Origin of the sequence: Micromonospora pattaloongensis, assembly GCF_900107255.1 — a bacterium.
Classification (GTDB): Bacteria; Actinomycetota; Actinomycetes; order Mycobacteriales; family Micromonosporaceae; genus Micromonospora_I; species Micromonospora_I pattaloongensis.
In genome coordinates, this window is sequence record NZ_FNPH01000005.1 from 14,396 (window position 1) to 26,558 (window position 12,163).

Consider the following 12,163-nt stretch of genomic DNA (forward strand, 5'->3'; position numbering starts at 1 on the left):
CGTACCGCACCGACAGAATCGCCGGCATGCTGCGTCGCGTCCTGCCCAGCCGCCCGGAAGCCCGGCGGATTCTCCTCGGCACCCTGCTGTCGGCGGTCGGTCGCGGCCTCACCCTGCCGTTCCTGTTCATCTACCTCACGGACGTGCGGGGGCTCTCCGACGCGCGGGCCGGGCTGGTGATCGGCTGGCTCGGCGCGGTCATGCTCGTGCTGTCGCCGCTGGGCGGCACGCTCATCGACCGCTTCGGCGCGCGGCGCGTCGTGGTGCCCGGCCTGATCATCGAGGCCGGCGGCGTGGGATCCCTGGCGCTCGTCGACTCGACCGCCTCCGCCGTCGCCGCGGCCACGGCGATCGCCGTGGGCGGCTCGGCGATCTGGTCCGGTCAGTCCACGATCCTCGCGTCGCTGACCGGGGACCAGGAGCGGCAGCGTGTGTTCGGGCTGCAGTTCGCGCTGCTCAACCTCGGCATCGGGGTGGGTGGGCTGATCTCCGGCGCGATCGTCGACACGTCCCGCCCCGTCACCTTCCAGACGATCTACGTCATCGACGCGCTCAGCTACCTGGCGCCCGCGGCGATCCTGCTGAGCATGCCGGGCGTCGGCGGAAAGCTCGGCGCGACCGGGGCCTCCGGCGCCGGCCGCGCGAGCGGCGGCGGGTACCTCACCGTCCTGCGGGACCGTCCGTTCCGGCGACTGGTCATCTTCGGCCTGGTGCTCACCACGTGCGGCTACGCGCAGATCGAGGTCGGCTTCACCGCTTACGCCATCCGCGTCGCGGAGGTGACCCCGCGGGTGGTCGCGTGGGCGCTCGCGGCGAACACCGTGATGATCGTGCTGTCCCAGCTGCTGATGATCCGCCGCCTGGAGGGGCGCAGCCGGTCGGGTGCGCTCGCCACCGTCGGGGTGGTCTTCGCGACCGCGTGGCTGGTGCTCGGCGCCGCCGGCTTCGTCGGCCCCGGCAACGCGGTCGTCGCGGCGCTCTGCGTGGTGGCGTGCTCGGCGATCTTCGGCTTCGGCGAGACGATGCTCTCGCCGGTGATGCCCGCCATCACCAACGCGCTCGCCACCGACGAGCTGCGCGGCCGCTACAACGCGATGAGCTCCATGATCTTCGGGATCAGCGGGGTGATCGGGCCGGTCACGGCCGGGCCGCTGATCGGGGCGGGCGGCGGACTGTACTGGTCCGTCCTGGTGATCGCGGGCTGCCTGGTGGCGTCGCTGCTCGCGCTGTCGCTGCGACCGCTGCTCTCGCTCGCGCAGGACGGTCGCGCGCCGCTCGCCGACCCGGCCGACGCGCCCGAGCCGGCACACCGGTGACGCCGGGCGCACCGGCGCGACATGATCGCAATCCGGTGGACGGGCGGAACGCCGCCCCCTACGGTGGCCCGGTGCTGATCAGACGCGAGACGACCGCTGACCTCGAGGCCATCCGCGCTGTGCACGCGGCCGCCTTCGCCGACCCGCGCCGCCCGGGGGTGACCCCTTCGGAGGCGGGCCTCGTCGACGCGCTGCGGGCCAGCGACGCGTGGCTGCCCGCCCTCTCGCTCGTCGCCACCGACCCCGACGGCGGCGTCGTCGGGCACGTGGTCTGCACCCGCGCCCGGGTCGGGTCGCGGCCGGCGCTCGGGCTCGGCCCGTTGGGCGTACACCCGGCGGTGCACCGGCGTGGCGTCGGCAGCGCCCTCATGCACGCCGTGCTCGGTGCGGCCGACGCGCTCGACGAGCCGCTCGTCGTGCTGCTCGGCCACACCGACTACTACCCGCGCTTCGGGTTCCGCCCCGCCGTCGAGCTGGGCGTCACCCCGCCGGAGCCGCGCTGGGGCGCGCACTTCCAGGCCCGGCCGCTGACCGCGTACGACCCGTCGCTCCGTGGGGAGTTCGCCTACGCCCAGCCGTTCAACGAGCTCTAGCTCACTCGACGGACCGGTCGAACAGCGTCGTACCGTCGGAGCCGGGACCGGGCAGCGGCCGGAAAACCGGCGGCCGGATATCGATGCCTCTGTTAGCTTCCCCCGTTGTGACCGAAGCGGCCGAAGCATCCCCGGAGACCGAAGCCGCCCCCGCGCAGCGGGCCCGCCGACGACTCCTCGCCGACCTCCGGCCCCTGCGCGAATCGCCCCACTACCGGCGACTCTGGATCGGCCAGTCGCTGTCCGGGATCGGGAGCCAGATCACCGCGGTGGCCGTGCCCGTGCAGGTCTACTCCCTGACGCACTCCTCGCTCGCGGTCGGGATGATCGGGCTCGCGCTGGCCGTACCCCTGCTGGTCCTGGGGTTGGTCGGCGGGGCGCTCGCCGACGCGGTCGACCGCCGCAGGCTGGTCCTGGTGACCAGCGTCCTGCTGGGCGCGGTGTCGGTGGGCTTCGCGGTGCAGGCGCTGCTCGACCTCCGCCAGCTCTGGCTGCTGTACGCCCTGACGGCCGTGCAGTCCTCGCTGGTGGCGATCAACGCGCCCGCCCGGCAGACCTTCATGCCCCGGCTGCTGCGACCCGAGCTCTTCCCCGCGGCCAGCGCCCTGGGGCAGCTCTCCTTCCAGATCAGCACGATCGTCGGCCCGCTGCTGGCCGGCGTGCTCATCGCCGCCTGGGGACTCGAGGCGGCGTACACCGTGGACGCGGCCACGTTCGTGTTCGCCATCTACGGGGTGCTGCGGCTGCCCCCGATGCGCGCCGAAGGCGGCGGGGCGAAGCCGGGTCTGCGGTCGATCGGCGAGGGGCTGCGGTTCCTGCGCCACCAGCCGGTGCTCGCCGCGATCCTGCTCGTCGACATCAACGCCACCGTGCTCGCCATGCCGCACGCGCTGTTTCCCGCGCTCGCCGAGACACAGTTCGGTGGCGGCTCGCAGACCGTCGGGCTGCTCTACGCGGCGCCGGCCATCGGCGGGGTGCTCGCCGCGCTGTTCTCCGGTCCGCTGTCGCACATCCGCCGTCAGGGGGCGGCCGTGCTGCTCGCCGTGGCCGTCTGGGGCGCGACGATCGCCGGGGTCGGGCTCACCCACACGCTGTGGCTCGCCGTCGCGCTGCTCGCCGTCGCCGGCGCCGCCGACATGGTGAGCGTCGTGTTCCGGATGACGATGATGCAGCTCAGTACCCCCGACGCGCTGCTCGGCCGGATCAACGGCGTGAACTTCGTGGTCGGCGCCGGCGTGCCGCACCTCGGCAACGTCCGGGCGGGCGTGGTCGCGGCCGGCATCGGACCGGCGCTCAGCGCGGTCACCGGCGGCCTCGCCTGCGTCGCCGGGGTGGTGCTGCTGGCGTTTCTCGTCCCGAGGTTCGCCCGCTACGACGCGCATCCGCGGCGCTAGCGCGGCGTTCAATCGACAGGGACCCGGTACACGAGCTCGTAACGGTCGCCGGGGAAGACGATGTCGGCCGTCTCCACCGCTCGTCCGGCCGCGTGGTACGTCCGCTCGATGACCAACACGTGTGCGCCGCGCGGCGACAGCGCCAGCCGCGCGATCTCGTCGTCGTGCGCGGGGCGCGCCGTGACGCGCTCCGTGAACTCGTCCACGTGGATGCCGATCGCGTCCATCCGCGCGACCACTCCGACGGCCGCGCCCGCTTCGGGCCACTCCACGGATGTGTCGCCGGTGATCGCCAACGGCTCCCAGGAGGTGGAGAGCTGGATCGGTTCGCCGTTGGCGAGGAATCGGTAGTCGGTCCGCATCACCGGGTCGCCCGGCTCGATGCCCAGCCGCGTCGCTATCCGCTCGTCGGCATCCGCGTGCGCGCTCTCGTGTTCCCAGGTGGCGTGCTGTCCGGCGGTTGCCGCGTCACGCGCAAACGGCGACGTTGGCCCGCTCCCGGTCCGCACGTCGCGGCCGTACGCGTGCCGGACCAGGCGGTGGACTTCCCGGACGTAGACGCCCGACCCCGCGCGACCTTCCACGAGTCCTTCGCCTTTGAGCACCGAGATCGCCCACTTCGCCACCGTCCGACCGACGCCGTACTCGGCCATCAGCGTGGTCTCACTGGGCAGCTTCGCTCCGGGCTCGAGCTCTCCCGACAGGATTCGGGCCCTGAGTTCGGCCGCGATCCGCAGGTAGGCAGGCGTATTGGGCATGGGGCACCCCCTCCGGTCAGCCTGCCTAGTCGATCACAGCGACCGTCGCGATGCCAATGCATCGACATGTACTTGTGTTCAGTAAAGCTAGTCCACTAGGTTGAAGGCGGCTTCGTCACCGTGCGGCTCCGGTCAGCAACCAGCGGCGGCGGTGGCGAAGTCCCCAGCTGAGCGCGGCGACCGCGGATCCATCAGCACCGGAGTACGTGCCGCCGTCGCGCTCATCGGTCGGCGCGGCGGCCCGTTGATTTCCCCCGTATCGCGGGCCGTCGCTGCCTTCTTTCGGCGAGAGGGCGACGACATGCGGCGGTGGAAGTGGTTTCAGCGGCGGCGCGAACCCGTCGACACCATCGGTCCGGCCACGGTCTACGGCGGGCAGCGCGGGGCGTACGCGTCCGGCGCCGCGCCGAGCGCCCAACCGAACTGGAATGCGATGACCCAGGTGCAGGGGCTGCCGCTGCTCACCTACGGGCAGCGGCGGCAGTACGACGTGGGGGAGCGGCCATGATCAAGCTGCTGCTCCGCACCGGCTGGCCCGGTGCCGTACTCCTTCTCTTCCTGGTGGTCGTCACGAGCAGGTGGTGGGCGTGATGGACGACGGGCGGCCCACCGCCAGCCACGTGCGGTGGGCGGCACGGCAGGTGACTCGGCGGCACACGGAGTCGTAACAGGGGTGTGGGTGCGTTTGTTGTCGCCAGAGCAACAACAAACGCACCCACACCCGGATCAGCGAATCACTGGCTGAGGGCCGCGACCTGCTCGGCGGTGAGGCGGTCGGGGCCGACCACGGTGGCCGCACGGGCGGCGGTGCGCGCCCCCGCCGCGGTCGCCGCGGTCGCCGTCGGGTTCGCCGGGCGGCGCCAGTGCCAGTCGGTGACGGCCTGGTAGGCGGCGACCACCGACAACAGCCGGTCCTCGGCGTACGGCAGGCCGCCGAGGATGGTGCCGATCGGCACCCCGGCGTCGGTGAACCCGATCGGGAAGCCGATCTCCGGCAGGCCGATGATGTCGAAGGGCACCGGACTGGTCTGCACCACCACGTCGCACTTGTCGAAGAGCTGGTCCAGCACCCGTTCCATCAGCACCAACTTGGCGCGCTGCCCGGTGAGGAACTCGTTGCCGCCCATCAGTGCGCCCTGCAGCCAGCCGGTCACCGAGACGCCGAACCCGCGCAGGTCGTTGCGGAGGTACGGCATGAACGGCTCGCTGCGCTCCGGCAGCCGTACGTTGTTGAAGGCGTTGCCGGTGAGCAGTTCCCACTCGTCGGGCAACGGCACCTCGACGACCGTGGCGCCGGGGATCGCGGCGAGCTTCGCCAGGTACGCCTGCCGGGCCAGCGCGGTCGGCGACGTGCCGCCGGCGAAGCCGGGGAGCACACCGATCCGCGTCTTCCAGCGCAGCTTCACCGTGCGGCCGGCGTACACCGGGGTCGCCGCGGTGATCAGGTTGGGCAGCGGCGGCAGCCCCTGGGTGCGCGGGTCGGCGGGGTCGGGTCCGGCCATCGCGGTGAGCATGATCGCGGCGTCCTTGGCGTCGCGGGCCAGCGGGCCGGGGTGGTCGCGGGTATAGCTCAGCGGGATGATGCCGTTCAGCGAGACCCGGCCCATGGTCGGCTTGAGACCGGTCAGGTTCTGCGCGTTGGCGGGCGCGGTGATCGACCCACCGGTCTGGGTGCCGGTGCCCGAGGCGGCCAGTCGGCCGGCGACCGCGGTGGCGGTGCCGGTGGACGAGCCGCCCGGGTCGGTGTTGCGGTTGGCCGGCGTCCAGGCGTTCACCGTGGTGATCACGCCGGCCGGGGTGGTGGCCCGGGTCGTCGCCAGCGGCCCCATCTGGGTCTTGCCCAGCACGATCGCGCCCTGCGCCTTGAGCTTCGCGACGGCGGTGGCGTCGTACGGCGCGACGAAGTCCTTGAACAGGTACGAGTTGGCCGTGGTGCGCGTGCCGCCGGTGTAGTAGTTGTCCTTGATGGCGAGCGGGATGCCGTGCAGGGCGCCGCGGTGCGGTTGGCGTGCGGCGGCGCGGGCCGCCTTGATCGCCGCCTCGGCGAGCACCAGGTTGAACGCCTGATAGGTGGCGTCGTACGTCGAGATGCGGGCCAGGTACGCCTCGACCAGCTTCTCCGGCGTCAGCTTGCCCGCGCGGATCAGCCAGGCCGCCTCGGCGAGGGTCAGCTCGGTCGGGTCGGCGATCGCCTCGGCCCGCGGCCTGGTGTACGCGCTCGGACGGTCCAGGTCCGGGTTCCAGCGCAGCGTCGCGCCGCTGGGCGCCAGCTCGCTCTGCGCCTGTGCCGCCGAGGGCAGCGCGACGGCGCCGATCGCCGAGGCGGTGGCCAGGGCGGCGGTGCGGGCCAGGAAGGCCCGGCGGTCGACCGTACGGTCGAGAGGCTCGGTCGTCATCACTTCCGCCATTCCGTGCTGATCGAGGGGTAGAGCATCGGTGCGAGCTGCTGGGAGAGGGCGGCCGCCGTGGCCGGGTTGGTGACGCCGGGAGCGGGTAGCTGGTACCCGGCGAGCGGCACCAGCGTGGTGCGGACGAACGAGCGGAGCGAGGCCATGACCGAGTCACGGCCGGGGGAACCGGTCTCCGGGTCGGCGACGGTGCCGGCCGGGAGCTGGTCGAGATCGATGCCGAGGGAGGCGAGCCGGGCGCGGATGAAGACGTCCAGCTCGGCGTCGGTGGGGGCAGTGGGTGCCATGCTGCTCCTCGCAGGTGGAGAACGATGGCCTCACTCTGCGGTCGGCCCGTGTCACATCCGTGACCGGATGATCAACGTGCTGTGAACCGATGCAGGTCAATCCCATGATCGAGGCGAGGCTGCACGTCAACCCTGACCTTCGCCCACTGCCGTGTCTGCCTTGAGAGTCGTGGCTCGGGCCGGTGGAGTCCGTACCGTCCGATTCATGGCAAAGCAGAGGCTGTTGGTGGCGCTGTTGCTCCTCGCGCTGGGCGCCGCGGTGGTGGCCGGGCTCGCGCCCGGGGGCTGGGGGAGACCCGAACCGGTGGACGTGACCGCGGGCGCGTCCGCGTCGGCGTACCGGTGGGTGGTGGACGGATCGACCCGCTGGCACGGCCCCGCGGAGCTGGTCGGCGAGGCGGCGCTGGTGCTGCTGGTGCTGCTCGCGGCCGCCGTCTGGTGGGTCGGCCGCCGCCGCGGTCCGCAGGCCACGGCGCGCACCGCCCTGGTCGCGGTCGGGGCGACCGTCGCGTACGCGCTGAGCGAAGCGCTGAAGCCGGTCGTGGACGAGCAGCGGCCGTGCCGGGCGCTCACCGGCCTCCCGCCGGTCGACTGCCCACCGGTCGGCGACTGGTCCTTCCCCAGCAACCACGCCACCATCGCCGGGGCGCTCGCGGTCGGGCTGGCGCTGCTCGCGCCGCGGCTGGCCGCGCTGACGCTGCCGCTCGGGCTGGTCGCCGCCGGGCTGCGGGTCGCGGCCGGGGCGCACTACCCGCACGACGTGATCGCCGGGCTGGTCCTCGGCGCGACCGTCACCGCGGCGACCGTGCTGGCGTTCGGGCCGCTGGCCGCACGCCTCACCGCGGCGCTGGGGACGGTCCCCGGCGTACGGCGCCTGGTGGTCGCCGGGCAGCGGTCATGACGGCGGCGACACGATCCCGGCCTCGTGCGCCACGACCGCGGCGGCGCCCCGGTTCGGCACCCAGAGCTGGGTCAGGATCGGGGGTACCGTGATCGCGTCGCTCGCACGGCGGGGGAAGGGACGCTTCCTCGACGCAGAATCATGAGAAGGGGCGTTCCTTGCTGGTGGTCCATGGCCTGTGGCTGGCCGGTGGCCGCCTCGCCCTCTGGGCCGAGGACTCGACGCTGCCCGAGCGCCCGCCGGGGCGCCCGGGCCGGCCGCCCCGGGAGCGCCCGCACCCCTTCGCGGCGGCGCACACCGCGCTCGCCGAGGCGCTGGGGGAGTCCGCAACGACGGCGACAACCGGCATCCGGCCGCTCACCCTGCCGACCCGTGCCGGCGCCCCCGTCGAGTCGCCGGAACTGGTCCGCGCCGAGCCCGCCGCGCCCGGCCGCGCGGCCGTCACGCTCGTCCCGTGGCGGGTGCCGACCCTGGAGTACGACGCCGACGACGCGCTGCCGCTGTTGCGGACGATCCACCGCGACACCGGCCTGCCCGGCGCGGTGCCCGGCGCCGGGCCGCGTCACCTGGCGCAGCTGGCCGAGTTCGCCCTCGACCTGGTGGCGCGGGGTCGCACGCTGCCCGGCCTGGACGGCGACCGGGCGGTGTGGCGTCCGCTGCTCACCGGCGCCGACGCCGGGTGGGCGCGGGCGCTCGCGATGGCGCTGCCCCCGGCGGTGAAGGCCGCGTCGCCGGGACCCGCCGATCCGTCCGGCCCGGACGGTGTCGAGCCGCGCCTCGGCGCCGCGGAGCTGGTCGCCGACGCCCTCGACCGGCTCACCGACGCGGCGGCCCGGGTCGCGCTGGAGGGCGTACGCCTGACCGAAGCGCGGCGCGGCACCGGGACCGACGCCGCGGTTCGCGGCTGGCTGCGGGCGCTCACCGGCCGCGAGCGCACCGTCGCCGGCCCGCCCGGGGCGCTCGCCGAGCTCGACCGGGAGTTGCGGGGCTGGCAGCGCGACGCCGCCGGCGGGGCGGTCCGGGCGTGCTTCCGGATGGTCGAGCCGGCGGTCGGGGACGACGACGAGCGGTGGCGCCTGGAGTTCGCGTTGCAGGCCGCCGACGAGCCGAGCCTGGTCGTGGCCGCGGACCGGATCTGGGCGGCGCAGGGGGAGCTGCCCGGGCTCGCCCGGCACCTCGACGCCCCCGAGGAGACGCTGCTCGGCGAGCTCGGCCGCGCCAGCCGGCTCTGGCCGGGACTGGAGACGGCGCTGCGCACCGCGATGCCGGAGGCGCTGGACCTGGACAGCGAGGGCGCGCACCGGTTCCTGCGCGACGGGGCGCCGATCCTGCACGCCGCCGGCTTCGGCGTCCTCCTGCCGTCCTGGTGGCAGCGGCCCGGCGCGCGGCTCGGGGCGCGCGTCGCGGCCCGCACCCGCACCGCCCCCGGCACGGTCGCCGCGCGCAGCTCGCTCGGGCTGGAGTCGCTGGTCGACTACCGGTGGGAGCTGGCGCTGGGCGACCAGCCGCTGACCGAGGACGAGCTGAAGGGGTTGGCGGCGCTGAAGACGCCGCTCGTGCGGCTGCGCGGGCAGTGGGTCGAGGTCGACCCGAAGCGGATCGCCGCCGGGCTCCGGCTGCTCCGCTCCGCGGGCGAGATGACCGTCGGCGACCTGCTCCGACTCGGGCTGGAGCTGGGCGACGAGCCGGACGCGCTGCCGGTGCTGGGGGTGACCGCGGACGGGGCGCTCGGGGACCTGCTGGCCGGCCGGGCCGAGCGGCACCTCGCCCCGGTCGACGAGCCGCCCGGCTTCCGCGGCACGCTGCGGCCGTACCAGAAGCGGGGGCTGGCCTGGCTGAGCTTCCTGCAGTCGCTGGGGCTGGGTGGGGTCCTGGCCGACGACATGGGACTCGGTAAAACGGTGCAGATCCTGTCGCTGCTGGCGCGTGACGAGGGGACGGGGCCGACGCTGCTGGTCTGTCCGATGTCGCTGGTCGGCAACTGGCAGCGGGAGGCCGCGAAGTTCGCGCCGGAGCTGCGCGTGCACGTCCATCACGGTGCCGAGCGACCGCGCGGCCCGGAGTTCACCGCGGCCGTACGCGACGCGGACCTGGTGGTCACCACCTACTCGATCGCGGCCCGCGACGCCGCCGACCTGGCCGTGATCGAGTGGCACCGGGTCGTGGTGGACGAGGCCCAGGCGATCAAGAACGCCGCCACCCGGCAGGCGGTCGCGGTGCGTGCGCTGCCGGCTCGGCACCGGATCGCGGTCACCGGTACGCCGGTCGAGAACCGGCTCGCCGACCTGTGGTCCATCATGGACTTCGCCAACCCCGGCCTGCTCGGCGCCGCGCCGACGTTCAAGAAGCGGTACGCGGAGCCGATCGAGCGGCACGGCGACGACGAGGCGGCGCAGCGGTTGCGCCGGATCACCGGACCGTTCGTGCTGCGCCGCGTCAAGTCCGACAAGTCCATCATCTCCGACCTGCCGGAGAAGCTGGAGATGGAGGTGCTCTGCAACCTCACCGCCGAGCAGGCGTCGCTCTACCAGGCGGTGGTCGACGACATGCTGGCCCGGATCGAGTCCAGCGAGGGGATCGAGCGGCGCGGCCTGGTGCTGGCCACGATGACCAAGCTGAAGCAGGTCTGCAACCATCCCGCGCAGCTGCTGCGCGACGGCTCGGCGATGTCGGGGCGCTCCGGCAAGCTGGCGCGGCTGGAGGAGCTGCTCGACGAGGTGCTGGCCGCCGGGGAGAAGGCGCTGCTGTTCACGCAGTACGCGGAGTTCGGCAACATGCTGCGCGCGCACCTGTCCGCGCGGCTCGGTCGCGAGGTGCTCTTCCTGCACGGGGCGGTCGGCAAGGCGGCCCGCGACGAGCTGGTCGCCCGGTTCCAGACCGATGCCGGGCCGCCGCTGTTCGTGCTGTCGCTGAAGGCCGGCGGCACCGGGCTCACGCTCACCGCCGCCAACCACGTCGTGCACGTCGACCGGTGGTGGAACCCGGCCGTCGAGGACCAGGCGACCGACCGGGCGTTCCGGATCGGGCAGCGGCGCGCCGTGCAGGTGCGCAAGTTCGTCTGCGCGGGCACCGTGGAGGAGAAGATCTCCGCGATGATCGGCGAGAAGCGCGGGCTCGCCGCGAGGATCGTCGGCACCGGCGAGCAGTGGTTGACCGAGCTGTCGACCTCGGAGCTGCGCCGGCTCTTCGCGCTGGAGGCGGGGGCGGTGGTGGAGTGACCGACTTTTCCGACTTCGGGCCGCCGCGCCGCGTCGAGGGTGGTCTGCGCGCGCGCAGCACCCGCGGCGCGATCGGGCAGTCCTGGTGGTCGCGACGCTTCGTGGAGGTGCTCGAATCGTTCGCGCTCGGCACCCGGCTGACCCGCGGCCGGGCGTACGCCCGGCGTGGCCAGGTGCTCGCGCTCGACGTCGCGCCCGGCGAGGTGACCGCGTCCGTGCAGGGCTCGCGCCCCCAGCCGTACGCGGTGCGCATCGGGCTGCGCGCCTATCCGGAGCCGGTCTGGGAGCGCGTCGAACTGCTCCTCGCGGTCCAGGCGCTGTACGCCGCCCGGCTGCTCTCCGGTGACCTGCCGCCCGAGCTGGACGAGGTGCTCATCGAGGCGGGCGCGCCGCTCTTCCCGGCTACCGTCGATGAGCTGGACATGTCGTGCAACTGCCCCGACTTCGCGGTGCCGTGCAAGCACATCGCGGCCACGTTCTATCTGCTGGCCGAGGCGTTCGACGCCGACCCGTTCCAGTTGCTGCACTGGCGGGGACGCGCTCGGGAGCGGCTGCTGGCCCGGCTGCGTGAGCTGCGCGGCGGCTCCCGGGCGCAGCCCGCGCTCGTGCCCGGCGTCGCCCCGCCGGACGCGCCGGTCGGCGCCGCGCCCGCCCTCACCGGGCTGCCCGACCTGCCCCCGGCCGAGGCCGCCGACCGGTTCTGGGCCCCGCCGGTGCCGGTGCCGCCCCGGCCGGCCACGCTGGTCACCGCACCGGACCTGCTGCTTCGCCAGCTCGGTCCGCCCCCGACGCTCATCGGCGGCCCGGGCCTGACCGAGCGCCTGCGCCGCGCCTATGACCGCTTCGCCGCGCTCGCCGAGGCCGACGACCCGTCGCGTTGATCGAGGGACCGGCGGTACGCCCCGGTGCCGCCGCCGCGCGCCCCTTGATCGACGGTGCTACCAGGGGCGGGCGCGCAGCGCGAGCACGCCGGCGATGCCGAGCAGCGCCGCCGAGGTGGCGCCGGCCGCCCAGCCGCCGATCACGGTCAAGGCCGGTACGGACGCCCAGAGCAGCAGGCTGGCGACGATCGCGAGGCGGTTGCGACGGGTGGCGGCGGTGTCGCCGAGTCGGGCGACGAACTCCGGATCGGACATGCGCAGTTGCCGTGTGATCTGGTCGAACCGACGCTGATCCTCTCTGCTGAGCATGGCGGTGCCCTTCCCCTCATGCGTCAACTCGGGCTGCCCCAGAGGTACCCACTCCTGAGCCCGTCACGCCGATCCGGCCCATCCGGGTCCTCGGCCGC

At 74.0% G+C, this 12,163-nt stretch carries 11 protein-coding genes; 7 read left to right on the plus strand and 4 right to left on the minus strand.

What is annotated here, in order from left to right; translation table 11 throughout:
- Positions 1 to 26: 26 nt before the first annotated feature.
- The 3 genes from BLW47_RS15010 to BLW47_RS15020 all read left to right on the plus strand — a co-directional run bounded on the left by BLW47_RS15010 (position 27) and on the right by BLW47_RS15020 (position 3,303).
- Positions 27 to 1,316, plus strand: a complete 1,290-nt coding sequence (locus tag BLW47_RS15010; RefSeq protein WP_091558065.1) for an MFS transporter — start codon at positions 27 to 29, stop codon at positions 1,314 to 1,316.
- Between the two features lie 71 nt (positions 1,317 to 1,387).
- The gene (locus tag BLW47_RS15015; protein ID WP_091558068.1) at positions 1,388 to 1,909 is read left to right on the plus strand and encodes a GNAT family N-acetyltransferase; all 522 of its coding nucleotides are present in this window, start codon (positions 1,388 to 1,390) and stop codon (positions 1,907 to 1,909) included.
- A 107-nt stretch (positions 1,910 to 2,016) separates the two neighbouring features.
- Complete coding sequence (locus tag BLW47_RS15020; protein WP_217634861.1) at positions 2,017 to 3,303, plus strand: MFS transporter; 1,287 nt, start codon at positions 2,017 to 2,019, stop codon at positions 3,301 to 3,303.
- Positions 3,304 to 3,311: 8 nt separating this feature from the next.
- Here BLW47_RS15020 and BLW47_RS15025 read toward each other — a convergent pair whose 3' ends face one another.
- Positions 3,312 to 4,061 carry a GntR family transcriptional regulator gene (locus BLW47_RS15025; protein WP_091556888.1) on the minus strand — a complete coding sequence of 250 codons (750 nt, stop codon included), beginning with the start codon at positions 4,059 to 4,061 and terminating at the stop codon, positions 3,312 to 3,314.
- 301 nt (positions 4,062 to 4,362) lie between these two features.
- Between BLW47_RS15025 and BLW47_RS15030 the strand changes: the two genes are divergently transcribed.
- Positions 4,363 to 4,569 carry a hypothetical protein gene (locus tag BLW47_RS15030; protein ID WP_091556890.1) on the plus strand — a complete coding sequence of 69 codons (207 nt, stop codon included), beginning with the start codon at positions 4,363 to 4,365 and terminating at the stop codon, positions 4,567 to 4,569.
- 226 nt (positions 4,570 to 4,795) lie between these two features.
- On the opposite strand, the gene BLW47_RS15035 is transcribed toward BLW47_RS15030, so the two are convergent.
- A complete protein-coding gene (locus BLW47_RS15035; RefSeq protein WP_245736668.1) occupies positions 4,796 to 6,457 on the minus strand; it encodes an amidase in 1,662 nt (553 codons plus the stop codon).
- The gene (locus BLW47_RS15040; protein ID WP_091556896.1) at positions 6,457 to 6,756 is read right to left on the minus strand and encodes a hypothetical protein; all 300 of its coding nucleotides are present in this window, start codon (positions 6,754 to 6,756) and stop codon (positions 6,457 to 6,459) included. Before BLW47_RS15040 ends, BLW47_RS15035 begins: the two co-directional genes overlap by 1 nt.
- Positions 6,757 to 6,961: 205 nt before the next feature.
- Between BLW47_RS15040 and BLW47_RS15045 the strand changes: the two genes are divergently transcribed.
- The 3 genes from BLW47_RS15045 (at position 6,962) to BLW47_RS15055 (ending at position 11,756) form a co-directional block, all read left to right on the plus strand.
- Positions 6,962 to 7,657, plus strand: coding sequence for a phosphatase PAP2 family protein (locus BLW47_RS15045; protein WP_091556897.1), 696 nt, complete (start codon positions 6,962 to 6,964; stop codon positions 7,655 to 7,657).
- Between the two features lie 158 nt (positions 7,658 to 7,815).
- Positions 7,816 to 10,875 (plus strand): DEAD/DEAH box helicase, encoded by a 3,060-nt coding sequence (locus BLW47_RS15050; RefSeq protein WP_091556898.1) that lies wholly within the window; start codon positions 7,816 to 7,818, stop codon positions 10,873 to 10,875.
- Entirely contained in the window at positions 10,872 to 11,756 is an 885-nt protein-coding gene (locus BLW47_RS15055; protein WP_091556899.1) for an SWIM zinc finger family protein, read from the plus strand. Before BLW47_RS15050 ends, BLW47_RS15055 begins: the two co-directional genes overlap by 4 nt.
- 57 nt (positions 11,757 to 11,813) lie before the next feature.
- Here the strand turns inward: BLW47_RS15055 and BLW47_RS15060 are convergent, their stop codons facing one another.
- Entirely contained in the window at positions 11,814 to 12,065 is a 252-nt protein-coding gene (locus BLW47_RS15060; protein WP_091556900.1) for a DUF3040 domain-containing protein, read from the minus strand.
- Between the last annotated feature and the right edge of the window lie 98 nt (positions 12,066 to 12,163).

What these genes read in the sequence shown, in the direction of transcription:
- BLW47_RS15010 (WP_091558065.1), top strand. Translation starts at nt 27, where the DNA reads ATGCTGCGTCGCGTCCTGCCCAGCCGCCCGGAAGCCCGGCGGATTCTC.
- BLW47_RS15025 (WP_091556888.1), bottom strand. Translation starts at nt 4,061, where the DNA reads ATGCCCAATACGCCTGCCTACCTGCGGATCGCGGCCGAACTCAGGGCC.
- BLW47_RS15030 (WP_091556890.1), top strand. Translation starts at nt 4,363, where the DNA reads ATGCGGCGGTGGAAGTGGTTTCAGCGGCGGCGCGAACCCGTCGACACC.
- BLW47_RS15035 (WP_245736668.1), bottom strand. Translation starts at nt 6,457, where the DNA reads ATGACGACCGAGCCTCTCGACCGTACGGTCGACCGCCGGGCCTTCCTG.
- BLW47_RS15040 (WP_091556896.1), bottom strand. Translation starts at nt 6,756, where the DNA reads ATGGCACCCACTGCCCCCACCGACGCCGAGCTGGACGTCTTCATCCGC.
- BLW47_RS15045 (WP_091556897.1), top strand. Translation starts at nt 6,962, where the DNA reads ATGGCAAAGCAGAGGCTGTTGGTGGCGCTGTTGCTCCTCGCGCTGGGC.
- BLW47_RS15060 (WP_091556900.1), bottom strand. Translation starts at nt 12,065, where the DNA reads ATGCTCAGCAGAGAGGATCAGCGTCGGTTCGACCAGATCACACGGCAA.